This window comes from Priestia sp. KCTC 13724 (genome assembly GCF_056820425.1).
In genome coordinates this window covers 20,359-46,335 of sequence record NZ_JBXDLD010000090.1, presented here as the reverse complement: position 1 = coordinate 46,335, position 25,977 = coordinate 20,359, and the positions used below count along the sequence as shown (strand labels likewise).

The 25,977-nt window shown below is 38.2% G+C and carries 24 protein-coding genes and 2 pseudogenes; 18 read left to right on the top strand and 8 right to left on the bottom strand.

From position 1 onward, the window contains the following. Positions 1 to 12 precede the first annotated feature (12 nt). From AC1UFB_RS13065 to AC1UFB_RS13050, 4 genes are all read right to left on the bottom strand, one after another. Positions 13 to 1,020 carry a FecCD family ABC transporter permease gene (locus AC1UFB_RS13065; RefSeq protein ID WP_482589385.1) on the bottom strand — a complete coding sequence of 336 codons (1,008 nt, stop codon included), beginning with the start codon at positions 1,018 to 1,020 and terminating at the stop codon, positions 13 to 15. Beyond that, positions 1,017 to 2,027 carry a FecCD family ABC transporter permease gene (locus tag AC1UFB_RS13060; protein WP_482589384.1) on the bottom strand — a complete coding sequence of 337 codons (1,011 nt, stop codon included), beginning with the start codon at positions 2,025 to 2,027 and terminating at the stop codon, positions 1,017 to 1,019. Before AC1UFB_RS13060 ends, AC1UFB_RS13065 begins: the two co-directional genes overlap by 4 nt. Before the next feature lie 74 nt (positions 2,028 to 2,101). After that, a complete protein-coding gene (locus AC1UFB_RS13055; RefSeq protein ID WP_061785954.1) occupies positions 2,102 to 3,019 on the bottom strand; it encodes an iron-hydroxamate ABC transporter substrate-binding protein in 918 nt (305 codons plus the stop codon). 15 nt (positions 3,020 to 3,034) lie between these two features. Next, on the bottom strand, positions 3,035 to 3,817 hold the full coding sequence (locus AC1UFB_RS13050; RefSeq protein WP_100347108.1) for an ABC transporter ATP-binding protein: 783 nt from the start codon (positions 3,815 to 3,817) through the stop codon (positions 3,035 to 3,037). A gap of 186 nt (positions 3,818 to 4,003) precedes the next feature. Between AC1UFB_RS13050 and AC1UFB_RS13045 the strand changes: the two genes are divergently transcribed. The 4 genes and pseudogenes from AC1UFB_RS13045 (at position 4,004) to AC1UFB_RS13030 (ending at position 8,155) form a co-directional block, all read left to right on the top strand. Continuing rightward, on the top strand, positions 4,004 to 5,056 hold the full coding sequence (locus AC1UFB_RS13045; protein WP_025910884.1) for an NAD(P)/FAD-dependent oxidoreductase: 1,053 nt from the start codon (positions 4,004 to 4,006) through the stop codon (positions 5,054 to 5,056). A 121-nt stretch (positions 5,057 to 5,177) separates the two neighbouring features. Then, complete coding sequence (gene megL, locus AC1UFB_RS13040; RefSeq protein ID WP_482589383.1) at positions 5,178 to 6,353, top strand: methionine gamma-lyase; 1,176 nt, start codon at positions 5,178 to 5,180, stop codon at positions 6,351 to 6,353. A gap of 198 nt (positions 6,354 to 6,551) precedes the next feature. After that, positions 6,552 to 7,893 (top strand): annotated as a pseudogene (gene brnQ / locus AC1UFB_RS13035) (branched-chain amino acid transport system II carrier protein). Between the two features lie 118 nt (positions 7,894 to 8,011). Then, on the top strand, positions 8,012 to 8,155 hold the full coding sequence (locus tag AC1UFB_RS13030; protein ID WP_156413441.1) for a hypothetical protein: 144 nt from the start codon (positions 8,012 to 8,014) through the stop codon (positions 8,153 to 8,155). A 67-nt stretch (positions 8,156 to 8,222) separates the two neighbouring features. On the opposite strand, the gene AC1UFB_RS13025 is transcribed toward AC1UFB_RS13030, so the two are convergent. Then, positions 8,223 to 8,591 carry a VOC family protein gene (locus AC1UFB_RS13025; protein WP_482589382.1) on the bottom strand — a complete coding sequence of 123 codons (369 nt, stop codon included), beginning with the start codon at positions 8,589 to 8,591 and terminating at the stop codon, positions 8,223 to 8,225. A gap of 222 nt (positions 8,592 to 8,813) precedes the next feature. Between AC1UFB_RS13025 and AC1UFB_RS13020 the strand changes: the two genes are divergently transcribed. Next, on the top strand, positions 8,814 to 10,346 hold the full coding sequence (locus AC1UFB_RS13020) for an AbgT family transporter (RefSeq protein WP_100347111.1): 1,533 nt from the start codon (positions 8,814 to 8,816) through the stop codon (positions 10,344 to 10,346). Positions 10,347 to 10,407: 61 nt separating this feature from the next. Here the strand turns inward: AC1UFB_RS13020 and AC1UFB_RS13015 are convergent, their stop codons facing one another. Next, positions 10,408 to 10,923 (bottom strand): GNAT family N-acetyltransferase, encoded by a 516-nt coding sequence (locus AC1UFB_RS13015; protein WP_328101115.1) that lies wholly within the window; start codon positions 10,921 to 10,923, stop codon positions 10,408 to 10,410. 154 nt (positions 10,924 to 11,077) lie between these two features. On the opposite strand from AC1UFB_RS13015, the gene AC1UFB_RS13010 reads away from it, so the two are divergent. The 4 genes from AC1UFB_RS13010 to AC1UFB_RS12995 all read left to right on the top strand — a co-directional run bounded on the left by AC1UFB_RS13010 (position 11,078) and on the right by AC1UFB_RS12995 (position 17,034). After that, the gene (locus AC1UFB_RS13010) at positions 11,078 to 11,647 is read left to right on the top strand and encodes a DUF2087 domain-containing protein (protein ID WP_025910893.1); all 570 of its coding nucleotides are present in this window, start codon (positions 11,078 to 11,080) and stop codon (positions 11,645 to 11,647) included. A gap of 75 nt (positions 11,648 to 11,722) precedes the next feature. Next, the gene (locus tag AC1UFB_RS13005; protein ID WP_061785961.1) at positions 11,723 to 12,931 is read left to right on the top strand and encodes an MFS transporter; all 1,209 of its coding nucleotides are present in this window, start codon (positions 11,723 to 11,725) and stop codon (positions 12,929 to 12,931) included. A gap of 192 nt (positions 12,932 to 13,123) precedes the next feature. Continuing rightward, positions 13,124 to 15,205, top strand: a complete 2,082-nt coding sequence (gene ggt, locus AC1UFB_RS13000) for a gamma-glutamyltransferase (protein WP_482589381.1) — start codon at positions 13,124 to 13,126, stop codon at positions 15,203 to 15,205. Between the two features lie 512 nt (positions 15,206 to 15,717). Then, the gene (locus AC1UFB_RS12995; protein ID WP_061786349.1) at positions 15,718 to 17,034 is read left to right on the top strand and encodes a hemolysin family protein; all 1,317 of its coding nucleotides are present in this window, start codon (positions 15,718 to 15,720) and stop codon (positions 17,032 to 17,034) included. Positions 17,035 to 17,257: 223 nt separating this feature from the next. Here the strand turns inward: AC1UFB_RS12995 and AC1UFB_RS12990 are convergent, their stop codons facing one another. Then, a complete protein-coding gene (locus tag AC1UFB_RS12990; protein WP_326046276.1) occupies positions 17,258 to 17,668 on the bottom strand; it encodes an HAD-IIIA family hydrolase in 411 nt (136 codons plus the stop codon). A 14-nt stretch (positions 17,669 to 17,682) separates the two neighbouring features. On the opposite strand from AC1UFB_RS12990, the gene AC1UFB_RS12985 reads away from it, so the two are divergent. The 4 genes from AC1UFB_RS12985 (at position 17,683) to AC1UFB_RS12970 (ending at position 19,460) form a co-directional block, all read left to right on the top strand. Further along, entirely contained in the window at positions 17,683 to 17,895 is a 213-nt protein-coding gene (locus AC1UFB_RS12985) for a hypothetical protein (protein WP_061786350.1), read from the top strand. A 152-nt stretch (positions 17,896 to 18,047) separates the two neighbouring features. After that, the gene (locus AC1UFB_RS12980) at positions 18,048 to 18,371 is read left to right on the top strand and encodes a hypothetical protein (RefSeq protein WP_100347116.1); all 324 of its coding nucleotides are present in this window, start codon (positions 18,048 to 18,050) and stop codon (positions 18,369 to 18,371) included. Next, positions 18,368 to 19,111: a type I methionyl aminopeptidase gene (map, locus tag AC1UFB_RS12975; RefSeq protein WP_025910904.1), complete on the top strand. Its 744-nt coding sequence runs from the start codon at positions 18,368 to 18,370 to the stop codon at positions 19,109 to 19,111. Before AC1UFB_RS12980 ends, map begins: the two co-directional genes overlap by 4 nt. Before the next feature lie 112 nt (positions 19,112 to 19,223). Next, entirely contained in the window at positions 19,224 to 19,460 is a 237-nt protein-coding gene (locus AC1UFB_RS12970) for a hypothetical protein (protein WP_482589380.1), read from the top strand. A gap of 90 nt (positions 19,461 to 19,550) precedes the next feature. Here the strand turns inward: AC1UFB_RS12970 and AC1UFB_RS12965 are convergent, their stop codons facing one another. After that, positions 19,551 to 19,742: a hypothetical protein gene (locus tag AC1UFB_RS12965; protein ID WP_076512809.1), complete on the bottom strand. Its 192-nt coding sequence runs from the start codon at positions 19,740 to 19,742 to the stop codon at positions 19,551 to 19,553. Positions 19,743 to 20,045: 303 nt separating this feature from the next. Here AC1UFB_RS12965 and AC1UFB_RS12960 point away from each other — a divergent pair, with 303 nt between their 5' ends. The 5 genes and pseudogenes from AC1UFB_RS12960 (at position 20,046) to AC1UFB_RS12940 (ending at position 25,734) form a co-directional block, all read left to right on the top strand. Then, positions 20,046 to 21,029, top strand: a complete 984-nt coding sequence (locus tag AC1UFB_RS12960) for a ring-cleaving dioxygenase (RefSeq protein ID WP_482589379.1) — start codon at positions 20,046 to 20,048, stop codon at positions 21,027 to 21,029. An 83-nt stretch (positions 21,030 to 21,112) separates the two neighbouring features. Further along, entirely contained in the window at positions 21,113 to 21,589 is a 477-nt protein-coding gene (locus AC1UFB_RS12955; RefSeq protein WP_100347118.1) for an MFS transporter, read from the top strand. After that, positions 21,523 to 22,218: pseudogene (pbp4b, locus tag AC1UFB_RS12950) on the top strand (penicillin binding protein PBP4B); the annotation flags it as partial. The gene AC1UFB_RS12955 and the pseudogene pbp4b, both read left to right, overlap by 67 nt. 261 nt (positions 22,219 to 22,479) lie before the next feature. After that, entirely contained in the window at positions 22,480 to 23,514 is a 1,035-nt protein-coding gene (locus AC1UFB_RS12945; RefSeq protein ID WP_328101754.1) for a LacI family DNA-binding transcriptional regulator, read from the top strand. A 27-nt stretch (positions 23,515 to 23,541) separates the two neighbouring features. Next, complete coding sequence (locus AC1UFB_RS12940; RefSeq protein ID WP_328101755.1) at positions 23,542 to 25,734, top strand: alpha-galactosidase; 2,193 nt, start codon at positions 23,542 to 23,544, stop codon at positions 25,732 to 25,734. Positions 25,735 to 25,977: the final 243 nt, after the last annotated feature.

Here is a 25,977-nt window from a genome sequence, read left to right as displayed (position 1 = left end):
ATTGGAAGTCTTTTATTTTTTCAGAAGTAGATAAATGAAATAGGGAGCACCAATTAACGCAACAATAATTCCGGCCGGAACTCCTTCAGAAGTCATTAAGTTACGTCCGATTGTATCAGCTATTAAAAGGAAAAAGCCACCCATTAAAATAGCTACGGGAATAAATAGCTGGTTTCTTGGTCCTACAAGGCTTTTTGCAAGGTGAGGAGCAATTAATCCAATAAATGCAATTCCACCGCTTACAGATACGGCAGAAGCTGCAAGGGCTACAGCAGCAAGTAACAGTGTGATTCGTTCTTTTTCAATGGAGATTCCAACACCGATAGCCGTATGCTCATTGAGCGATAAAATATTAAGTCTATTAGCTTTGTATAAAACAAAAGGAATTAATACCATTAGCCAAGGTAAAAGAGTTAAAACAAACGGCCAGTCTGAACCCCAAATGTTTCCGGCTAACCATTTTGCAATAAAGTCCACCTTTTGACGTTCAGCAGAAGAGATTAAGACAATCATGACTCCGGATAGAGCCATGGAAAACCCAACCCCAGTTAGTACTAACTTAGTAGGGGCGAGGCCTATATTTCTTTCATAGGCAAACGTGTAAATCAAGGCTGCAGTTATAATGGCTCCAATAAATCCAACAAAGGGAATCATATACACAAATGAGCCAGGGTCAATTGGGAAGAATAAGAAAAATACCGCGACTCCTACTCCAGCACCTGAGTTAATTCCAATAATGCCTGGTTCTGCTAAATCATTTCGGGTAATGCTCTGTAAAATAGCTCCTGATAAAGCAAGAGCCATACCAGCTAGTAATGTAATAACGATACGAGGCAGACGGATTGAAAATAAGATAAATTCTTCTTTAAACGTTCCTTGTCCAAATAGAGTCGGAAGCAAGCGGTCAAAGGATAAAGACGCATAGCCTAATCCCATGCTAACAGTAATTGTCAGCAAAATAAGAACTGTTAGTAAAAGCAAAATAAATAGCTGTTTTTTTCGTAGTGTAGGATGAATCATCGGATTGTGTGACCTCCTTTTTTAATAATAAACAAAAAGAAAGGGAGGCCAATCATTGCTACAACTGCAATAATGGATGTTTCGTACGGAGCGTTAATTGTGCGTGCTAACGTATCCGCAAACAACATAAACGATGACCCGATAAGTACAGACATTGGGATGATAAATCGGTAATCCGTTCCGACAATCGCTCTTACGATATGAGGAATCATCAGACCAATAAAGACAAGGTTACCGGCTAAAGCAACCGATGCACCCGCCAATAACACAATGACTCCAAACAAAATAACTTTAACCTTAGTCGTATGCTGTCCTAATCCCGTTGCTACCTCATCACTTAAACTAAGAATGGTCAGCTGTCTAGCAAGAGTAAGTGCAATCAATGTGCCTACTATAATAAATGGAATCACAATGGATAATTGTTTCCAAGATGTTAAAGTAAGTCCTCCAGAAGTCCACATAGACACATCTTTTGAAATGTTAAAGTAAATGCCAACGGCATCGGCGATTGCATATAGAAAAGTAGAAACTGCGGCACCAGCTAATACAATGCGGAGAGGGGAAAAACCTCCTCTTTTTAGAGAGCCAATGCCAAATACTAGCCCAGCGCCAACACCAGCTCCAATAAAGCATGCAATCATAATCCAAAAATAGTTGGCAGATGGAATGAGAGCAATTGTCAGAGCAAGAGCAGCTTTAGCACCAGCTGTTAATCCGAGTAAACCAGGGTCTGCTAGTGGATTCCTTGTCATCCCTTGCATGATACCACCTGATACTGAAAGAGCGATACCTACAAAAATAGCTGCTACTTCTCGAGGAAGGCGAAGTTCGCGAATAATTAAGATTTGATTATTTGTACTAGTTGAGGTAAGCGCTAACCAAACATCTTTTATAGAAATGTTAGCTGCCCCAAAAACCATTGAAATAATGAACATTCCAATAAAGATTAAAAATCCAAGAATAAGTTTAAGTGTAAAAGGAATAAATGGTGTTTTGTTCGTTGTCATGAGCCTCTCATCTTTTCTTTTATAGAATAAAGCAAAAGGAATTCTTAAAATAAGAATTCCTTTTTATGATTGGATTACTGCTGTAAAAATTTCTCTTTAAAGAAGTCTAATTGATATTCTAATGAAATTGGATCATTAAAATAAAACTCTTTTGCATTTGCTTCAAACAGTTGCTTGTTCTTTACAGCAGGAATGTTTTTGTACGTATCCGTTTCTTGGAATGACGTATCTCCATCTGTATTTTTACTGAAGATTACGTAGTCACCGGCATACTCAGAAAGAACCTCTGGTGAAATTGCATAATAGCCATCTTTTAATGCCATTTCTTTTACTTTTTCAGGCATTTTTAATTTCATCTCTTGATATAAAATTTCTGTACCACGTGCCCAATTGTCACCAAATACATAGAGTTGTTTGTCAAAGTTTTCAATAACTGAAACGGTTGCATCTTCACCAATTTTTGCTTTGATGTCTTCACCAGCTACTTTTGCATCAGCTTTGAATTCATCAATCCATGCTTGTGTTTCTTTTTCTTTGTTTAAAGCTTTACCAATTTCTAAGTGCTGAGTTAAATAATCTACTTTACCGTATGTATACGTAACGGTTGGAGCAATTTCTTGTAGTTTATCAATGTTTTTTGTTGTCGATAAACCAATGATTAAATCTGGGTTTAATTCAATGATTTTTTCTAAGTCGTCTTCTGTTACAACTTCCGCATCTTTTAGCTGGTCTTTGAAGCGAGGGTTGTCTTTTGACCATGAATCTACGCCAACTACGTTTGTATCTAAAGCTAAAACGTTTCCGACAAATGAAGCAAGAACAACTACGCGCTTAGGATCAGCAGGAACTTCAATTGGTCCATTTTCAGATTCATATGTAACAGTATCTGATTTTTTATCTTTTGCTTCATTACCTTGACTTTCGTTTGAGTTACCGCAAGCACTAATAATGAGCAGTAGTAAGAGCACAAAGGGAAGTAATAATTTTTTCATGTTGTTAGTCTCCTTCTATAATAAATTATATGTAATACACATCGGTTTGTTTGTTCTAGGATCGAGTCCAATTTCAGCATCGATCTGGAAGACCTCTTTTAAAATGTCTTGCTGCATGACTTCTTCACAGGTACCGGCTTTTATAATTTCGCCATCTTTCATTGCGATAATATAATCTGCAAAGCGGGCGGCTTGATTTAAGTCGTGAAGAACCATAATAACAGTGCGATCTTGCTCTTCGTTAAGCTTTTGTAACAGCTCAAGTACTTCAAGCTGATGAGCCATATCCAGGTAAGTAGTGGGCTCGTCTAAAAAGATAATATCTGTTTCTTGAGCTAGGGCCATTGCAATCCACACGCGCTGTCGCTGACCGCCCGATAAGGCATCAACAGGACGGTACTTATAGTCTATTGTTCCTGTTACTTCAAGTGCCCAGTCAATAACTTCATAATCTTTTTTTGTTAAGCGACCAAATCCTTTTTGATAAGGAAAACGTCCATAAGATACAAGCTCTCCTACGGTGAGTCCGTTTGCGCTTTCAGGGGACTGAGGAAGGATTGCTATTTTCTTTGCAAGTTCCTTGGTGTTTTCTTTTGCAATACTAGAACCGTCCAATAATACAGTGCCGGACTGATGAGAAATCAAGCGTGTAATAGCTTTTAGCAACGTTGATTTTCCACAGCCGTTTGAACCAATAATGGTTGTTATTTTTTTATCAGGAATTTGAACACTCAAATCTTTTACGATTACCCGTTCACCATATCCAATGTTAAGATCTTCTGTATGTAGGCGAACCATGGCGAAACCTCCTGTTCAAAAGTGTTAATTAGAATTGGTGATAATGATTATCATTTCTGATTCATTTTTACTATAATAGTCTGTTTGAATTCTGTCAATCATTATTTTTGTTTGTCAATTTGATTAAAAAGATGTATATTTAAATGAGAATGATAATCAATGATGATTACTAGGAGTGAGCGAATCGTGAAAAATTCAGAGCTTTATGATGTAACCGTAATTGGTGGCGGACCAGCAGGGCTATATTCGACCTTTTACAGCGGACTTCGTGAAATGAAAACGAAACTAATTGAATTTCAGCCTCGTTTAGGGGGGAAAGTGCACGTTTATCCCGAGAAAATGATATGGGACGTGGGGGGCTTAACTCCGACTCCTGGAGCTCAATTAATTGAGCAGCTTGTAGCTCAAGGATTAACGTTTGATCCAACAGTTGTATTAAACGAGAAAATTGAATCTATTTCTCGAAATAATGAAGGACACTTTTTATTAACGGGTTCTTCGGGCGAAATACATCGATCTAAAACAGTAATCATAGCGGTAGGCGGAGGGATTTTGAATCCACAAAAGCTAGAAATTGAAGGAGCAGAGCGCTTTGAGATTTCAAATTTAAATTATACTGTAAAGTCACTGCAACGCTTTAAAGATAAAGTCGTAATTGTTTCGGGAGGAGGCAATTCAGCCATCGACTGGGCTAATGAATTAGAGCCTGTTGCAAAAAAAGTGTATTTAACATATCGAAAAGACTGTCTATCTGGTCATGAGTCACAGGTGACGCAGCTAATAAATAGCTCTGCAACTTGCATGTTAAATACGTCAATTAGTAAATTAATAGCTGATGGGAACAGTGAAAAAATTGCTAAAGTAGAGCTTACTAACCATTTAACTGGAGATATTACATATCTACCAATTGACGAAGTAATCATCAACCATGGATATGAGCGAGACACATCATTACTTCAAAAAAGTGAGCTTTCAATTGAAATGATTCATGATTATTATATTGCGGGAAACTCGTCAAGTGAAACAACTGTGCCCGGCTTATACGCAGCAGGTGATATTCTGCAGCATGAAGGCAAAGTAAACCTAATTGCTGGTGCGTTTCAAGATGCAGCAAATGCCGTAAATCGAGCAAAGCTGTTTATTGAGCCTAATGCTAATAAAGTTGCAATGGTCTCTTCTCATAATGAAGTGTTTAAAAAACGCAATAGAGAGCTAGTAAAGCAAATGTTACAAGCATAGAAGGTGGCTGCAGATATAGTAGCCATCTTTTTTATCGTGTAATTGTACCGTGACAAACTACTAGAGAATTTCATATAATTTTATAAGTAAGCGCTTACAAAATTTTAAGGGGATGAAGGGAATGACGAATACAGAGAAATATAGGTTTGAAACAAAAGCGGTTCACGGAACGTATAAATCAAGCATGCATCACGACAGCCTTGTTACACCGCTTTATCAAACATCTACTTTTACGTTTTCAAGCTTAGACCAAGGAGCACGACGTTTTGCAGGAGAAGAGAGTGGATATGTTTACTCAAGGTTATCAAACCCCACCGTAGCAGAATTTGAAAGTCGAATGGCAGAGCTAGAAGAAGGCGAAGAAGCGCTAGCATTTGGTTCGGGAATGGCTGCTGTATCTGCAGCTTTAATTGGTTTAACAAAGGCTGGAGATCATATTCTTTGTTCAAAAGGTCTCTACGGCTGTACGTTTGGTTTATTGGAGCTATTAAATGAGAAATATAGCATTACACATTCTTTTTCAACGTTTCTAACAGTAGAAGAAATAAGAGCTAGCATTACTGATAAAACTGCATGCATTTATATTGAGACACCGGTTAATCCTACTATGCACGTCATTAATTTACCTCTTGTAGTGGCAGTAGCAAAAGAGCATGGAGTTCCAGTCATTGTGGATAATACATTTTTAACGCCGTATTTGCAAAAGCCCTTGGCTCTAGGATGTGATCTTGTTATACACAGCGCAACCAAATATATTGGTGGGCATGGTGACGTTGTGGCAGGCGTAATGGTTGGAAGTACAAATCTTATTCAAGGTATAAGAAAGACTGTTCAAAAAGATATCGGTGGCATTCTTGCGCCTTTTGATGCGTGGTTATTAATTAGAGGCTTAAAAACCCTGCCTGTCAGGATGGATCGTCATTGTGAAAATGCAGAAAAAATTGTTGAAAAGCTGAAAATACATCCAAAAGTAAAAACGGTATATTATCCAGAAATAAAAGGGAGATTAGAAAAGCAAATGGAAAGGAGCGGAGGGGTGTTAGCTTTTGAATTGAATGGATCAGAGGAATCTGTGAAGGAGTTTATGAATGAATTAAGCCTAATCTCCATTGCAGTTAGCTTAGGTGATACAGAAACTTTAATTCAACACCCTGCTTCAATGACGCACGCGGTTGTTCCTGAAGGTATCAGAAAGGAAATGGGCATATCAAACGAGCTATTGCGCCTATCTGTAGGCTTAGAATTTTGGGAAGGTATATGGAAAGACTTGGAAAATGCACTTGATAAAATTAGCTAATTATGTAAAAAGGAAAAGACCTTTTTAATAGGGTCTTTTTTGTTTTGTCAAGAATTTTGTTCTCAAAATAAAAAGTTATGTTGAAATATACATATTCACTAGTTATAATGGTGTACATGCTTCTAATGAACGTTTTTAAATTATTCTGAAAAATCTTTTTAGGAAGTAATTTCAGCCAAGAAAGACGGAGGGTTTTAGGTGTCAAATAAAATACCATTTTCATTTATTGTTGTAATTGGTCTTATGTTATTCGCTCTATTTTTTGGAGCAGGAAATTTAATCTTTCCAGCCATGCTTGGTCAATCAGCCGGTACGAATTTATGGTCTGCAAACGCTGGCTTTTTACTTACAGGGGTAGGACTTCCTTTAATCGGGGTAATGGCTCTTGGGTTTTCAGGCAAAGATGATTTGCAGTCTTTAGCTAGTCGAGCACATCCTGTTTTTGGGATCGTGTTTACGATTGTTCTTTACTTAGCAATCGGTCCACTTTTTGCAATTCCTCGAGCGGGAACAGTTTCTTATGAAATTGGCGTTAAGCCGTTTTTATCAGAAGGAGTAGGAGGTCTACCTCTATTAATTTTCACCATCATTTTCTTTGGAGTTGCGTGCTTCTTTTCCCTTAAGCCAGGTAAGATTGTTGATATTATTGGAAAGGTGTTAACACCTGTTAAAATTGGGTCTATTGGCATTTTAGTTGTTGTAGCAGTTGTAGCTCCAATTGGTGAATTTAAAGCTCCTTTGGAAGCGTACGAAACCAATTCATTCTTCAAAGGCTTTCCAAGAAGGATACTTAACAATGGATACGCTAGCTTCATTTGTATTCGGTATTATGATTATTAACGCTATCCGTGAGAAAGGGGCTACGACTAGAAAGCAAATCATTGGGGTATGCGGAGCGGCAACTCTTATTACAGCCACAGTATTAGGTGTCTTTTATACGGCTCTGGCTTATATGGGAGCGTCGAGCGTATCTGAGCTAGGCTATTTAGATAATGGAGGTGCCGTGTTTGCGAGCGTATCAAATTATTATTTTGGCTCATTTGGAGGCGTGTTTTTAGGTATTATGATTACCGTGGCATGCTTAACAACAAGCATTGGGTTAATTATTGCCTGTTCTACTTTCTTTCACCAGCTATTTCCTAAAGTTAGCTATAAAGCAATTGCTGTTATTCTATCTGCCTTTAGTGCACTTGTTGCTAATATCGGTTTAACACAGCTAATTGCAGTTTCTGTACCAGTACTAACGGCTATTTATCCGCTTGCCATTGTACTTATTGTGCTTACATTTTTACATCCTTTATTTAAAGGACATCCTGTCGTATACCAAGGAAGTTTACTTTTAACATTCATCGTAAGTTTATTTGATGGACTAGGTGCTGCTGGGGTGAAAATTCAGGCAGTTGATTCAGCTTTTACACAATTGTTACCGCTATATTCTGTTGGATTGGGATGGGTTGTTCCAGCCATTATTGGAGGAATCGTGGGATATATTGTTGTATTGCTACGAGCAGGAACAGTCTTAAATAGACCAAGTAAATAGAAGTGAAAGAGGCTGGGACATAAGTAATTCAGCCAATGATAAACCTGAACGATTGAGAGTTCATAACTTTTAATCGTTCAGGTTTTTTGTTGATTGTGAAAACAATGTTGGAAACAGGGTGGAATGGAGCGTAGGACACTCGACTCCTGCGGGAAAGAGAGGGAAAACGGAGATCCCGCAGCGCAGCGAGGAAGCTCAGGTTCCTCCCCGCGGAAAGCGAGTGGCCGTAGCGCAATGGAACGAACGTGTTGAGACAAACTAAAGAGATGGGAACAGCGAGTGTTCGTCTTTTAGAAGCAATCATTTTGTTATGTCCCAAACTCTTTTTGTTACAACCACTCCAAAAACTCCAAGCGATTACCAAAAGGATCATGTACATAAATGCGATTAGCGTTTGGTAACTTTTCATCTTGTATAAAAGCAACGTGATGAGCTGCAAGATGCTCTTTCAAAGCAGATAAATTTTCAACTGTAAAAGCAGGATGTGCCTTTTTGGCAGGTATAAACGATTGGTCAATTCCGATGTGAAGTTCACAGTCGTTGATCTTAAACCACAAACCACCATTTTTCTGAAGTACGACAGGCTTTTCAACTTCCTGAAAACCAAGAAGCTCATGAAAAAAGCGTCTAGCTCTATGTTCACTATTAGGCGGAGCAGCCAGCTGAACGTGATCGATGTGTTTAAGAGAATACATCAATGAATCGCCTCCATCTGAATTCACTTCTTTCTTCTATATTAGTATAGTGGGTAGCTCTATCGAGTAGTAGAAAGAAAAAGTAGTGCACGATAATAAGAAATCCTTATAAAAAGATTAATTTTTTAGAAAATTTATTGATTTCTGTTTTCTTGTCGTGTTACCCTTTTGAAAAGGAATTTAAATGGGAATTTTTCTAAAACATCAATAGAGGGGAAGGCAGCTATGAATCCAGAAGTGAATCAAGTTGAGAAAAAAGGGGTTATACTAAGGGTATTAGATTCAATTGAAAGGGTTGGGAATAAACTTCCACACCCCGCAGTATTATTTGTTATTTTTGCTATGAGCATTATGGTTGCTTCATGGATTGTAAGTGTATTTGACGTAACGACCGTTCATCCTGGAACAGGTGAAGAACTTCCAATTCGAAATATGTTTTCTAAAGAAGGGATTCAGTTTATCTTTACATCAATGCTATCCAATTTCACAGAGTTTCAGCCTCTTGGTTTAGTACTAGCTATGATGCTTGGTATCGGAGTGGCTGATAAGGTTGGACTAATTGAAACGTTTATTAAAAAGACTATTATAAATGCACCTAAAAGTGTTATTACATACGCAATTGTTTTTGCAGGAGTGCTTGGTAATTTAGCAGCAGATGCGGCGTTTGTCATTATTCCTCCGCTTGCGGCAACCATTTTTTATACGCTAGGAAGGCATCCTTTTGCTGGTTTAGCAGCTGGCTTTGCGGGAGTAGGTGCAGGGTTCAGTGCTAACTTGGTCATTTCAGGTAATGATGCTTTATTATCCGGAATTGCAAATGAAGTAGTGAAAACGGTAAGCGATACGGCAACGGTAACACCCGTTGATAACTGGTTTTTTAATGCGGCATCTGTAGCGCTTGTTGTTCTTGTCGGTGGACTTGTAACAGAAAAAATTATTGAGCCAAGACTTGGTACGTACAAAGGGAATAAAGCATCCGTGATGTCAGAGGTATCGAACCTTGAAGCAAAAGGGCTTCGAAATGCTGGTATTGTAGGGTTTCTTTACATAGGAATGATTGTTATGATGACTGTGCCAAAAAGTGGACTGCTAAGAAGCGATGAAGGAACTATTATTCCAAGTCCATTCTTAGATGGTATTGTACCAATTACGCTTATTTTCTTTCTTTTAATTGGAATGGCATATGGATTTACGGTAGGGAATCTAAAATCTATTTCCGATGTTCCTAACTTAATGGCAGAGTCGATGAAAGATATGGCTGGCTTTATTGTCTTAATTTTTGCGGCTTCTCAGTTTATTGCGTACTTTAACTGGACGAACATTGGTACGTGGATTGCTGTAAGTGGAGCTGAGATACTAACAGGAATTGGGCTAACAGGACTGCCTGTTATCATCGGATTCATCTTTTTGACTGCAGTATTGAATTTATTTATCTTTAGCGGGTCTGCGCAGTGGGCTTTAATGGCTCCTATCTTTATCCCCATGTTAATGCTGCTTGATTATCATCCAGCATATGTGCAAATGGCTTACCGAATTGCCGATTCGTCCACTAATGTTATTACGCCATTAAATCCGTATTTTCCAATTATCTTGGCATTAATGAAAGATTATGATAAAAGGTCAGGGATTGGCTCACTGATTTCCTTAATGCTGCCGTATAGCGTAGTCATTTTGGTTACGTGGACTCTATTCTTTCTCATTTGGAATCTTCTTGGGCTTCCAATTGGGCCAGGGATTGAGATGTTTATCAATAAATAAAAAAGTCGCTGTGTAAAGCGACTTTTTTATTTGTCATCACCGCATTTTGGAGATAATGCCATTAGGATCTTGGCAGTAGCTTCATGTCCATAAAAATCGTATCCCATACCCCATCTTTTTCAGTGAAGCGTGTGTGAAAGCCCCTTGATTGCCAAAATGCAAAGCCGCCAGGAAGGAATGGGTGAGTGTGTAAGCTTAAGACATCATACGTCCCTTGACTAAAAGACAGTGCTTGTTGAAAGAGCTGTTTACCAATTCCACAGCGGCGATACTTTTCGTCAACATAACACTTAATAATTTCAGCTGTGTTTTCTGGATAAAAGTCGTTCAGATGACTAAAACGACGGTCATATGGATAAACACAAATGGTTCCAATTACTTCATTGGTAGGTGAAAAAGCAGCGAAGAAAGCTGTTTTTTCTTTATGTAAGTAGTGCATTTCAAAGTTTGCTAAATCTGGAGAAAGGACATCCTTATTCAGCATGGGAAACAGTTGACTGCGCATTTTAACTAAAAAAGCAACAACTTGTTTTGCGTCTGTAGTGGTGACTTGCTTAATAGCGACAGTAGATAGCATAAAATTTCTCCTTAGACTAAAAAAATTCCGTGTATGGTGAGAGTATACACCATTTCTTTGTAAAAAAGATCGGTGTTTTCTGAAAAATAACTTTTAATATTCTGTAAATTAGATTATAGTCTAATTAGATAAATATCTAACTAGGAGTGTTTATATGCAGTTGAAACGTATTGTGGACTTTCATAAAACAATGGGCGATCCGACGCGAATTCGTATTCTAAGTTTACTAAAGTCAGGACCCCTGAACGGGCAAGCAATTGCAGGCAAGCTAGGACTAAAACCGCCAACGATTACGCACCACATGGCAAAGCTTCGAGATATTGGACTCATTAAAGAACGAAGAGACAAAAATACGATTTATTTTTATCTGAATGTCAAAGCACTAGAAGCAAGCGCAACGGCTATTTTAACGATTGTAAATGAAGAGGTGATTGAAACAGTGGAAGAAAATGATCGTTTTAAAATTTTAAAGCCCTTTTTTACTGCTGATGGAAAGCTGACAAATTTACCAGCACAGCGTAAAAAGCGTATGGTTGTGCTTGAAAAGATTATCAGTGATCTTAAGTATGGAATTGTTTATGAAGAAAAAGAACTGAATGAGTATTTAAAAAAGTTTCATGATGATTACGCAACGTTAAGGCGTGAATTAATCATGAATCATTATATGTATCGAAAAGATAATCAATATGAAATGAACCCTAAAGAGCTATGGGGTAAGATGTAAGCTAGTTTAATCAACTAGCTTTTATTTCATACAACTAATTAGATGGTTATCTAATTAGTTAAAGGGGATAGAAAGATGATTTATTTATTAAAAGTTGAGAAAGCATATCGAAGTTTATTTTTAGCAGGGGTTGTGAACGGAGTAGGAGATCGTTTCAGCCAAGTAGCGTTGTTAGCTTTGCTGTTAGAATATACGGAATCTGGCCTAGCAGTAGGTACAGCACTTGGCATTAGGGTTCTTCCGTTTCTTTTTTTTGGCCCCTTAGGAGGAGCGCTTGCGGATCGTTTTTCAAAGCCAATGATTTTAATTGTTACAGACCTCATTCGAATTCCGTTTGCTTTAGCTTTTATATGGGTAAACGATTCTTCAATGATTTGGCTTGTTTATGTAAGTACGTTTGTATTAGCAGCGGGAGAAGCTATCTATGCTCCTACAAGAAAGGCTTTAATACCTACTGTTATTCATTCGAACCGTATTGTACAGGTTAATAGTTTAGAGCAAGTATTATTAGGAATTGTATTAGTTGGTGGCTCTCTTATTGGTGGCTTTGCTTCTTTTTATATAGGAAGTGATGTCACGTTTATATTAAATGCGTGTTCTTTTTTATTTGCCAGTTTAATTGTATACAAACTAGTAGATAGAGGTGGACAACAAGTAAATTCGAAACCAACAGAATCCATTACAATTTCTGCTGTTTATTCAATTATTACGTCTTCGGTAGCTTTAATTTTGGTTTTTTGCTTTGAACTTTTTGTACCTATCTTTAATGGAATTGATAACGTACTCATTAGCGTGTATGCTGTTCAAGAATTTAACATAGAAAGCTGGGGGGTAGGCTTGTTTTACGGAGGACTTGGGATGGGGCTAATGCTTAGCTTTATTGTGGCGAATCGAATCCGAAAATATCTGTTGATTTGTGGATTAGTCTCTCTTGGAGTAGAAGGTATTTTCTTAATGATGATAAGTAACACCTATTCCTGGCAGCTAGCGTTTTGCTTTTATTTGGTTCTAGCATTCTTTTCAGGTATTAGCAACGCTTGTCTGGATTCAGTTGTTATGAGAGTGACGCCTTTACAACATCAAGGAAAGGTATTTGGTATGTTTACAACCATTTCCAACGTAACTCTGGGTTTATCTATGTTTGGAGCAGGCTTATTATTAACAGTAATAGATAGTCGAACACTTGGATTAATTGGTGGGATAGGATATGTAATCATCAGTGTAGGGTTAGTATGTATTTATATCATAAGGACTCTTAAGCAAAAAAAAACTCCTTTTATATAACATAATGAGTTGAAAGGCTGCTCAATTATTTTAGCAGCTTTTTTAGTTAATTAGGACCTATTAGTTTCTAAATATTGTTATTTATAGTTAAAATGTATTGTTTTGCTTTATTTTGTAAAAAATTATGAAAATTTAGTTTATTATAGAATGTGAAGGGATACATTCCACCTATTAAAAAGGAGCGTGAAGTAGATGAAGGTGTTAAAAAGTTTTTTTGCTATTATGCTAGTCTTTAGTGTTATTGCACCAGTAGGATCTGCAGAAGTGCCAGGAGTGAATCGCTCGATGAAGCAAGGAGCGACGAAAGGCCTTGTGTCTGTGTCACACCCTTTAGCAGCTAAAGTAGGGAAAGAAGTGTTGGAAAATGGTGGTAACGCCGTCGATGCAGCCGTAGCTATTCAGCTTTCTTTAAACGTTGTTGAGCCAATGATGTCAGGTATTGGTGGCGGCGGATTTATGATGATTTACGATGAGAAAGAAAACGATATTGAAATGATTAACGGTCGTGAAATGGCGCCAGCTAATGTAACATCGAAATTGTTCTTAGATGAAAAAGGAAAGCCTGTACCTTTTAGCAAGAGACACACAACTGGAAAGGCAGTTGGAGTTCCTGGTACAGCAAAAGTATTAGAACAAGCCCTTGCAGATCATGGGACAATGACATTTGAAAAGCTAATTGAACCAGCTATTAAACAAGCGGATAAAGGCGTTAAGGTGAATTGGTCGATGGCGCAGTATATTAATGAAAATAAGTCGAAGTTGAAAAATAATAAAGCAGCATCCGAGATTTTCTTTCAAAATGGCGAACCTCTTGAAGAAGGAGATTTACTCCTACAAAAAGACCTTGCTAAAACGTTTAGAATTTTGCAAGAGGATGGTCCTGCAGCTTTTTATGAAGGAGATATTGCGAAAGCTTTAGCTGAAGAAGTACAAGCTAAAGAAGGGACGATGACTGAAGAAGATTTAAAAAATTATACAGTTAAGAAAAGAGAGCCTGTAGCTACTACATACAGAGGTTATGATGTTATTAGTGCAGCACCGCCAAGCTCAGGTGGATTAACGGTGTTACAAATTTTAAAGCTGATGGAAGGTTATGATGTTAAAAAAATGGGAGCAAACTCTCCTCAGTACCTTCATTATTTAACAGAAGCGATGCACTTAGCGTACGCAGATCGCGCAGCTTATATGGCTGACGAAGATTTTTACAGCGTACCTAAAGAAAGCTTATTAAACGAAGAATATCTGAAAGAACGTCGTAAACTTATTAACAAAAATCGTTCAATACCTGAAGTGAAAGAAGGAGATCCTTGGAAGTATCAAGAAGGAGAGAAAGAAAAGAAAAAAGTCGTGAAAGAAGAAACGCCAATCGGACAAACCACCCATTTTTCAGTAGTAGATAAGTGGGGGAATATGGTTTCGTATACAACTACTATTGAACAAGTATTTGGGTCAGGTATTATGGTTCCTGGGTATGGCTTTATGCTTAACAATGAAATGACGGACTTTGATGCAACACCAGGGGGAGTTAACGAAGTAGAGCCAGGTAAGCGACCACGAAGCAGTATGTCCCCAACGTTTTTAGGAAAAGATGGCAAGCCGTTTATGGCGATTGGTTCACCAGGAGGACCAACAATTATTGCATCTGTCGCTGAAACAATTATGAATGTTGTAGATCACGACATGCCTATTCAAGAAGCAATTTTAACACCGCGTATTTATTCAGCAGCTTATCCAACTGTTAGGTGGGAGCCTGATATTGATCAAAATACGCGATTAGAGCTAATGGCTAAAGGACATGCTTTTGAAGAAACAGCGCAGCATATTGGGAATGTCCAAGCAGCTATTTTAAATCGAGAAACTGGAAAGATGTACGGTGGAGCTGATAATACGCGTGAAGGAACGGTTTTAGGAGTAGACCGCTTTTCCTATAAAGCAAAACAGCCCAAGCCAATTCAAGAACAAAAAGAGGGGCCGTTCACAGTAAAAGTGAATAATGTCAAATACCCATATACGCATGACCAGCTTAAGCTCATTGATGGCAAGCCTTATGTACAAGCTGATAAACTGCTACTTGGTTTGGGGCTTTTAAAAACGAGCGATTTGAAGATGTATAAGCCAACGAAACACTCCTACTTACCGGCTGCTACTACTGCAGTAGGAGCAGGATTTGAAGTAGAGTGGGATGAAGAGAAAAAAGAGCTTTCTTTAGAGAGGGACCCTGTAGAAATTGATAATCCAATTGATGATGAAGATGGAGACATTATCACGAACTAAAGTTTAGTATTAAAAGAGACTGAGACATAGGTAGTTCAGGTTCCTCCCCGTGGAAAGCGCAATGGAACGAACGTGTTCAGCTAACCTAAAGAGATGGGAACAGCTATTGTTCGGCTTTTAGAAGCAATCATTTTGTTATGTCCCAAACTCTTTTGTTACAGGAATGTAAAAGATTTAAACGTTAAAATGAAGTTCATAAATTCGTCATGAACTTATCTGTAAGTTTCCCAAAAATCATGTATAATGATTCTTAATCTTTGCTATATATATAGTAAAAAACCATTAACTGATAGTTTAAAAGGGGGTGATTCCATGGGGCAGGGAGACATAGCAGACGAAGCAGATTTGCAAGTATGGTTAATGTAATAAAAGTAGCGTGCATTAAAAAGAGATTGAAAGTTACATTTATGCACCTGGAATCACCTTTATACATAAAGGTGTAATCCAGTCGATACTTTTATAAAACAGGAGGTGTTCTCTTATTCTGCCGTTTGACAGAATAAGAAAACGTATTGATTACACTTAATTTAATATTAGTTGCGCTTTTAATTGGTTTGACCGCGTTCTTCGTAGCGGCTGAGTTTGCCATTGTAAAACTTCGTAGTTCAAAGGTTGATCAGCTGATTGCTGAAGGAAGAAGAGGGGCACTTGCAGCTCAAAGGGTAACCACACATCTTGACGAGTATCTATCTGCCTGTCAGTTAGGTATTACAATTACAGCTTTAGGCTTGGGTTGGTTAGGTGAGCCGACTGTTGAGAAAATCTTAAATCCAATTTTTGCTGATTTTGGCTTTTCATCAACGCTGTCACATTTATTATCCTTTGCTATTGCCTTTGCTCTTGTTACGTTTCTACACGTTGTAGTCGGGGAATTGGCTCCGAAAACAGTTGCTATTCAAAAAGCAGAAACGGTAACACTATTATTAGCGCCAGCTCTTATTTGGTTTTATCGCTTAATGTATCCATTCATCTGGTTATTAAACGGGTCAGCACGTATTTTAGTCGGTCTTTTCGGGCTAAAGCCAGCTTCTGAGCATGAAATCGCTCATAGTGAAGAAGAGCTTCGTATTATTTTGTCAGAAAGCTATGAAGGTGGAGAAATTAACCAAGCGGAATATAAGTATGTAAATAACATATTTGAGTTTGATAATCGCGTTGCACGTGAAATTATGGTGCCAAGAACAGAAATGATTGTGGTATCAAATGAGGATACAATAGAAGAGTTCTTAAAAGTAGCAGTAGAAGAACGCTATACGCGTTATCCGTTTGTAGCAGAAGGTGACAAAGATCAAATTATTGGTTTAATTAACCTAAAAGAAGTTTTAAATGATGTGGTCATTCATAGTCACTTAAAGCAAGAGAAGGTTGAGCGATATATGAAGCCAATTATCCAGGTTATTGAATCAATTCCAATTCACGATTTACTGTTAACCATGCAGAAGAATCGTACGCAAATGGCTGCTTTAATTGATGAATATGGCGGGACGTCTGGACTTGTTACGATTGAAGATATTCTTGAAGAAATCGTTGGAGAAATCCAGGACGAGTTTGATGGCGAAGAAGTTCAAGAGGTTCGTAAAGTATCAGACGATCATTACCTTTTAAATGCCAAAGTGCTAGTTGAAGAGGTAAACGACTTATTAGGAATTCACATCGAAGAAGAAGAAGTCGATACGATTGGCGGTTGGATTTTAACACAAAAAACCGATATTGAGCTTCACGATTGTATCGTTTACGAAGGTTATGAGTTTAAGGTGACTGATGTAGATGGATTGCAAATAAAAGAAGTAGAAGTAAGGAAACTGCAAGAAAACGCAGCTGAAGTATAATAAAAAGCCAGCTTGGCCATATGGTCAAGCTGGCTTTTCATATGTTATTCCTGCGCTTCCAATCTTCATAAAAATGCAGCAACGTTTGGTGTATGCCCTGGAGTGCCATTAACACTAAGTAAAGCATCATAAATAACACGATTTCACCTGTGAACAATGCAATAACGGCCAACCAAACATAAAACATTTTATCTTTCATTCTCTTTTTCCCTTTTAAATAGAACTAAGCTTTGAGGAGCCACTTTCCCGCTTCTTCTAAGTTCGTAGCAATATAATGAGGGAAATTTTTCGTTTGTTCATGCTTATTCTCAGCAAGAGCTTTTTTTCCTGCACCTGTTTGCACTAAAATGGTTGTTGCTCCTACTTTCCTTCCAGCTTCAATGTCCGTCCACCGATCTCCGATTATCACGCATTTTGATAAGTCTAACTGATGCTTACGGGCAGCTTCTATAAGCATGCCGATACTCGGCTTTCTGCATGTGCATCCCGCAGTATGATGATGGGGACAAATGCAAAAGTCGTCAAACCCAAATGAAGTCAATTCGTTTATAAACTCATTTTTGGTTGCTTCTCCGCTTGAAATTCCAGGCTGGTTGGTAAAAGCAAATAGTTTAATATTGTGCTCTTTTAACAAATGAATGGTTTTTAATGAAAAAGAAAAAAAAGCGAATTGTTGTAAAGTCGATTAGCTTTATAGTGTTGTTTCCGTTACTATATGTATTATTTTTAGGGTGGCAAGCGTTTAGCGAAAAGTCTTTTGACGTAGCAGGTATTGTATTGATTAGCGGTGTTTTAATGTTTCTTGCTGAATATATTTCATTAAAACGCTCGTATGCAAAAAATAAAGAGCTGTTAGATTAATGAATCCATACTATAAAACAGTAATTAGCTTATAAAGAAATGAGACTGAGACATAAGTAGTTCAGCCTCTACTATACCTGAACGATTGAGAGTTCATAACTTTTAATCGTTCAGCTTTTTTGGTTGATTGTGAAAACAATGTTGGAAACAGGGTGGAATGGAGCGTAGGACACTCGACTCCTGCGGGAAAGAGAGGGAAAACTGAGATCCCGCAGCGCAGCGAGGAAGCTCAGGTTCCTCCCCGCGGAAAGCGAGTGACCGTAGCGCAATGGAACGAACGAGTTAAGACAAATCAAAGAGATGGGAACAGTGAGTGTTCGTCTTTTAGAAGCAATCATTTTGTTATGTCCCAAACTCATTTTTATGTGGTGAAAAAAATGAATATTTTGTTTTATTTATTTATAATCCTAACTCATTGCTTGAATCCTTGGAGTAAGATAAGATATGTTCATATGAAAGGTGTGAATAGAAATTGATAGTACGTACTGAAGAAGAAAGGCAAGGCTTAATGAAAATTGGAAAGATTCTTGCTGAGATAAGAGATACGTTAGTAAAAGAAACGAAGCCTGGAGTTACAACGGGCGAACTAGATGAATTAGCTAAAGAACTTTTTGAAAAACATGGAGCAATTTCTGCTCCGAAAGAACTATTTGATTTCCCAGGCTATTCTTGTATTAGTGTAAACGAAGAGGTAGCTCACGGCATTCCTGGTAAACGTGTAATTGAAGATGGGGATCTTGTTAATATTGATGTATCAGGTTCGAAAGACGGTTATTTTGCTGATACGGGCATTTCGTTTGTTGTTGGGGACAGTAATAAGTTTTTAGAGAAGCTTTGTAAAGCGACAAAAGAAGTATTTGATGAGGGACTTAAAAAGTTTAAAGCTGGTGGTAAGCTTAGTAATGTTGGGCGAGCTGTTCATAACAGTGCACGCAAACGTGGGTACACGGTTATTACTAACTTAACGGGTCACGGGGTAGGACATTCACTTCGCGATAAGCCAGATCACGTTCATAACTACTATGAGCCAAGAGACCGCACGCTTTTAAAAGATGGAATGGTTATTGCGTATGAACCGTTCGTGTCAACAAATGCTGAAGAAGCATATCAGCTGGATGACGGCTGGACGTTAGCGACAAATGATGGAAGCTTTGTTGCACAAATTGAGCACACAATCATTGTGACGAAAGGTCAACCAATTATCGTAACAGAATAGAGAGGCTGGGACATAAGTAATTCAGCCAATGATAAACCTGAACGATTGAGAGTTTCTCACTTTTAATCGTTCAGGTTTTTTGGTTGATTGTGAAAACAATGTTGGAAACAGGGTGGAATGGAGCGTAGGACACTCGACTCCTGCGGGAAAGAGAGGGAAAACGGAGATCCCGCAGCGCAGCGAGGAAGCTCAGGTTCCTCCCCGCGGAAAGCGAGTGGCCGTAGCGCAATGGAACGAACGTGTTCAGACAAACCAAAAAGATTGGAACAGCTATTGTTCGTCTCTTAGAAGCAATCATTTTGTTATGTCCCAAACTCTTTTTTATAGTACTACTCATACCAAAGCTTAATTGTTTGTTGATTCATTTTAATGTAGGTGGAAAGTGAAGAAATGAAGATAAAAAAGAATAGAACAAAAATCGTTCTATTCTTTCTATTTACTAAAATAAATTTAGTTTATTTAAATTAGTAGTCCCATTTACCGTGGCGTTTGCTGCTTTTTTTATAAGAGCATTTTTCTTTCTTGTCGTAGCTGTGTTTCTTTTTGTCACAAGTTCTTTTGTCATCGTGCTTGTAATCTTTTTTGTAAGAATCTTTTTCGTAGCAGTAGCATTTAAACTTTTTCTTACCATAATCTTTTTTACCTTTACGGTGCTTGTCGTGTTTTCTACACATTGACAATCATCTCCCAGTTGTTTTATTAGTAGAAGCTCTAATGCATTCTACTTAATATAAGATATGAAAAACCGGACAACCTGGTATATGCAAAAGCCTGTATTGAGTAGAAAAGGGCGAGTCCATTTTTAACTTTATTATAATGAGCTGATTGACATTGACATAATGAAAGTGAATTTGATATAATTATCTCGAATTAAAGATATTTGATGTGAAAATAAATGATGGTATAAACATAATCCTAGTTAGGAGGAATTAGAATGAATGAATTAAAAGGTATTCATCACGTGACAGCTATTACGAGTAGTGCTGAAAAAAATTATGAGTTTTTCACGTATGTACTAGGGATGCGCTTGGTGAAAAAAACAGTCAACCAGGACGATATTCAAACCTATCATTTGTTTTTTGCAGATGATAAAGGAAGTGCTGGAACTGATATGACGTTTTTTGACTTCCCAGGAATTCCAAAAGGATCTCATGGTACGAATGAAATTTTTAAAACATCATTTCGTGTTCCAAACAATGAAGCACTTCAATATTGGGAAAAGCGATTTAATCGTTTAGGTGTTCATCACGGTGGTATTCAGGAACTATTCGGAAAGAAAACTTTATCTTTTGTGGACTTTGATGATCAGCAATACCAATTAATTTCTGATGAAGGAAATGTCGGAGTAGCTTCTGGTATACCTTGGCAAAAGGGGCCGATTCCACTGGAATATGCCATTACTGGACTTGGTCCAATCTTTGTACGCGTGGCGAATTATGAGTTCTTTAAGGAAGTATTAGAGAAAGTATTATTATTCCGCGAGGTGGACCAAAAAGGTGACTTGTATCTATTTGAAGTTGGAGAAGGTGGGAACGGTGCTCAAGTAGTAGTTGAACATAACACAACTTTACCTGAAGGTATTCAAGGGTATGGAACCGTTCACCACGTTGCGTTCCGAGTGAATGATCGTCAAGTACTTGAAGAGTGGATTGATCGACTTGCGAGCTTTAGATTTCCAACATCAGGCTATGTGAATCGTCATTTCTTTGAATCTTTATATGCTCGCGTTTCTCCTGGGATTTTATTTGAATTTGCAACGGATGGTCCAGGATTTATGGGAGATGAAGAGTATGAAACACTAGGAGAAAAGCTTTCACTTCCTCCATTTTTAGAGCCTAAACGTGAACAAATTGAAAAGCTTGTACGACCAATTGAAACGGTTCGGAATACAAAACACTTTGAAAAAGAGTATGAGTAAAGGTAGCTTCCAATGGAAGCTTCTTTTTTTTTACGTCATTGTTAGAAGGACTGACGTATAATAGAAGAGAAGGTGTGGGGGTGATGATCATCAATAAAAAGAAAATGGTTTTATTTGCTGTTTCCATTATGATTGCAGCACTAAATATGAGGCCAGCTATTAATTCAATTTCCCCTATTTTACAGGAGCTTACGTCAGCACTTCAAATGAATGCGTCTACGGCTAGCCTTTTGACAGCTGTACCCGTGTTGTGTATGGGAGTGTTTTCACCGCTTGCTGCAAGCTTGGCTCAAAAATTTGGGCTAGAGCGTATTATTGGGTATGCGCTTTGTTTGATTGGAATTGGGACGGTACTACGTTTTTTTACATATTCAACAGGCTTTTTAATTATGACCTCGCTTATAGCAGGAGTAGGAATTGCCGCTATGGGCCCGCTTTTGTCTGGCTTTATAAAAAAATATTTTAATGAACATGTACCGTTTATGATTAGTCTGTATACAGCGACGTTGATTATATGCTCCTCGGCGTTATCGTTGAGAAAATTACTAATCAGCGCTTAGATCATTATGTGGAAAATGAAATTTATCGACCATTGGGCTTGAGACATACACTGTTTAACCCGCTACAAAAAGGGTTTAAGTCAAAAGACTTTGCGGCAACTGAACTACAGGGCAATACGCGGGATGGTGTTATCAACTTTCCGAATGTTCGAACTTACACACTGCAGGGAGAAGTTCATGACGAAAAAGCATATTATTCAATGGCAGGTGTTTCGGGGCATGCTGGCTTGTTTTCAACAACGAGTGATTTAGCAGTTTTACTACAAGTCATGTTAAACGGAGGAGGATATGGTCGTCATCAATTATTTAATGAGCAAACAATTCAAACCTTTACAGAGCCGTCACCTATGAACTATACATATGCACTTGGATGGAGACGAAACGGGGATGAAAGCATGGGATGGATGTTTGGTCCTCATGCAAGTCGAAATGCAATTGGCCATACTGGCTGGGTTGGTACTGTCACAATCATTGATCGAGAGAAGGGTTTAGGTATTGTTTTATTGACGAACAAGAAACATTCACCACTTATTAATCCGTCAGAAAATCCAAATCGCTTTGAAGGAGATGTGTTTGAAACCGGTCAATATGGAAGCGTTGTAACAGGCGTTTATGACGCCATTGAATAGAGAGTGAAGAAAGAAGGAGCTGAGGTTAATCAGCTTCTTCTTTCTTCTTTTTTTGAAAACGTATTCAAAAAGATGTTGAACTCCATCGGAGGTTTTGATAAAATAAATTTAGTTAATTTTACTAAAAAGTAGTAAAATTAACTGTTTTGCCGATGACTGCATAATAAGCAAGCAGTCTTTTTTCGTAAACTGTTTGGTCTATACCAATTTTCGTATGCTATCATAAAAGCAAATAGAAGTTTTACAGGGAGTGGCTAACTTATGGCAACGATTAAAGATATTGCACAGCAAGCAGGCGTTTCAATCGCTACCGTATCTAGAATTTTAAATAGTGATCAAACTCTATCCGTCGCTGACGATACGCGTAAGCGAGTAATTAACACTGCAAAAAGCTTAAATTATCAGTCGTCAAAAAGAAAAAATACGGCGTATTCAAAATTAACAGAGACTCGTTCTATCGGTTTAATCCTAACAACATCACAAAAAGATGAAGTGAATGATCCATACTTTTTATCTATTCGATTAGGCATCGAAAGTATTTGTGAAGCTTATCAATTTAAAATTGAAAACGTATTTGTGGTTGGTGAAAATGAAATCCCTAAAGGCGGACTTAATCATTTGGACGGCTTAATTGTGATAGGAGCAATTGACGAAAAAGATTTAGCGTCATTTTATTACAATAAAAATAGGCTAATCTTTGTTGACTATACACCTAAAGGTAATGATTTTGATGTAGTGACGTCTGATTTCGAAGCTGCAACTAGAGACTTAATTGAAAAGCTAGAAGAAATGAAGCATAAAGATATTGCCTTTATTGGTGGGAAAGTGATTACAAAGCGCCTCAGTGACAGTGCCGGAGAGCATCATTCTGAAAGACGTCAAAACACGTATGAACAAGTGATGAAAGAAAAAGGGAACTTTCATTCACGCTATGTAAAAGTAACGGGATGGGATCCAATTCATGGATACGAAATGACGAAAGAATTAATTAATCAAGAAAGCATGCCTACTGCAATTATTGTAGCGAGTGACCCATTGGCTATTGGAGCTTTAAAAGCGCTTAATGAAGCAGGTATTCATGTGCCAAAGGAAGTATCAATTGTTAGTTTTGATGATATTAGTGCAGCAGCTTACCTAACTCCAAGCCTATCTACAGTTAAAATTCATACAGAAGAAATGGGGAAAACAGCGGTAAAGCTTCTTCATGATAGATTAAAAGGAAGAGAGTTACCAATTAAGGTTATGTTACCTACGAGCTTTATTGCTCGGGAAAGTATAGCAGAAAAGATAGAATGACAACAAAGCTAGGGGAGATGGAGAGAAATGTCTATTTTATTTGACGAAAAGAATAAGATCTTTCACTTGAAAGCAAAAGATACAAGCTACGTAATGGGGCTTGTTCGAGATAATTACTTAGCTCATTTTTACTGGGGGAGAAAGATTAATAACTACAATCACACAAACCAAATCCAGCCGTTAGACCGTTCGTTTTCTCCGAACCCATATCAAGGAGACCGCACGTTTTCACTGGATTGGTTACCTCAAGAATACCCTCAGCATGGAAACGGTGATTTTCGTTCACCAGCTTATCAAGTAGAACTATCAAATGGTACAGCGGTTACGGATTTACGTTATAAAGAGCATCGAATTTATGAAGGGAAACCTAGCTTAGAAGAATTACCAGCTACATATATTCATTCTGATGATGAAGCAGAGACTCTAGAGGTTGTGTTAGAAGATGGCATTATTGGCTTAGAAGTAACGTTACAGTATACGGTTTTTGAAAACTATAATGGGATTACGCGTGCGACAAAGTTTGAAAACCAAGGGAAAGAGTCTATAAAGTTGATTCGTGCTCTCAGTGCTAACGTTGATTTTCGGGACGCAGAATTTGATATGCTTTCACTGCCAGGTGCATGGGGGAAAGAGCGTCATGTTGAGCGTCAGCCATTGCATACGGGTATTCAATCTGTTGGCAGTATAAGAGGTGCAAGCAGCCATCAGCAGAATCCTTTTCTTGCGCTGCTTCGTAAAGATGCGACTGAATATTCTGGAGAAGTATACGGATTTAACTTTGTTTATAGCGGTAATTTCTTAGCCCAAGTAGAAGTAGACCAGTTTTCAACGGCGCGTTTATCTGTAGGCATTCACCCGCATAATTTTACGTGGTTACTAGAAAAAGAGGAGGCTTTTCAAACTCCTGAAGTCGTCATGGTATATTCAGCTGCAGGTTTATCAGAAATGTCTCACACTTTCCATAATTTATATAAAAACCATCTATTACGCGGTGAATTTAAAGAGAAAGAGCGTCCAATACTAGTAAACAACTGGGAAGCTACTTACTTTGACTTTGATGCGGAGAAAGTAGAGCAAATTGCCAAGGTAGGTAGCGAGCTTGGCATGGAGCTGTTTGTACTTGATGATGGCTGGTTTAAAAAGCGCAACTCAGACACAACGTCACTTGGAGATTGGTTCGTTGATAATGAGAAACTTCCTGCAGGCTTAGAAGATGTGGCCAAACGTGTAAACAACGTAAACATGGAGTTTGGCTTATGGTTTGAACCTGAAATGGTCTCAAAAGATAGTGATTTATATAGAGAACATCCGGATTGGTGTTTGCACGTACCGAACCGTCATCGAACGGAAAGTCGAGAGCAACTGGTTCTTGATTTTTCTAGAGAAGATGTACGCGCTGAAATTACAAAACGCATCTCAGCTATTCTTTCAAGCGTTCCAATTACGTATGTTAAATGGGACATGAACCGCCACTTAACAGAAGTGGGTTCAGCACTTCTTCCTGCTGAGCGTCAAAAAGAAACGTCTCATCGCCATATTTTAGGCGTATACAAAATGATGGAGGACCTTACAACTGCATTTCCTCATATTTTATTTGAAAGCTGCTCTGGTGGTGGAGGACGCTTTGACCCAGGGATGCTGTATTACATGCCGCAAACTTGGACCAGCGATAACACGGATGCGGTTGAACGTCTGAAAATTCAGTATGGCACAAGCCTTGTGTACCCGATTGTATCAATGGGAGCGCACGTATCAGATATTCCGAATCACCAAATTCATCGCTATGCACCATTAAAGATGCGCGGTGATGTAGCAATGGCTGGCAACCTTGGCTATGAGCTAGATTTAACGAAGCTAACAGATGAAGAGAAACAAGCTGTAAAAGAGCAAATTGTGGAATATAAGGAAATTCGAAGACTCATTCAGTACGGTAATTTTTATCGACTCTTAAGTCCATTTGAAGGACATGAAACAGCATGGTTATTTACGGATGAAGCAAAAGAAGAGGTAGTAGTATTTTATTATCGTGTACTTGCTGAGCCGGCGGCACCTTTGCGCTCGATCAAACTTCATGGGTTAGATTCAGAGAAATCGTATGAATTAATAGGAACAGATAAGGTGTATGGGGGCGATGAGCTTATGTACAGTGGAATTCATATCCCTATTTCCTTACAAGGCGACTTTCAAAGCTATGTGTGGAAATTTAAAGCAAAAAGATAAAGAAAGGGAGGCTGGGACATAAGGATTTCAGCCAATGATAAACCTGAACGATTGAGAGTTCCTCACTTTTAATCGTTCAGGTTTTTTGTTGATTGTGAAAACAATGTTAGAAACAGGGTGGAATGGAGCGAAGGACAGTCTCCGCGGAAAGCGAGTGGCCGTAGCGCAATGGAACGAACGTGTTCTGATAACGTAAAGAGGTGAGAAAAGAGATTGTGTGTCTTTTTGAAAATTTGTTTTGTT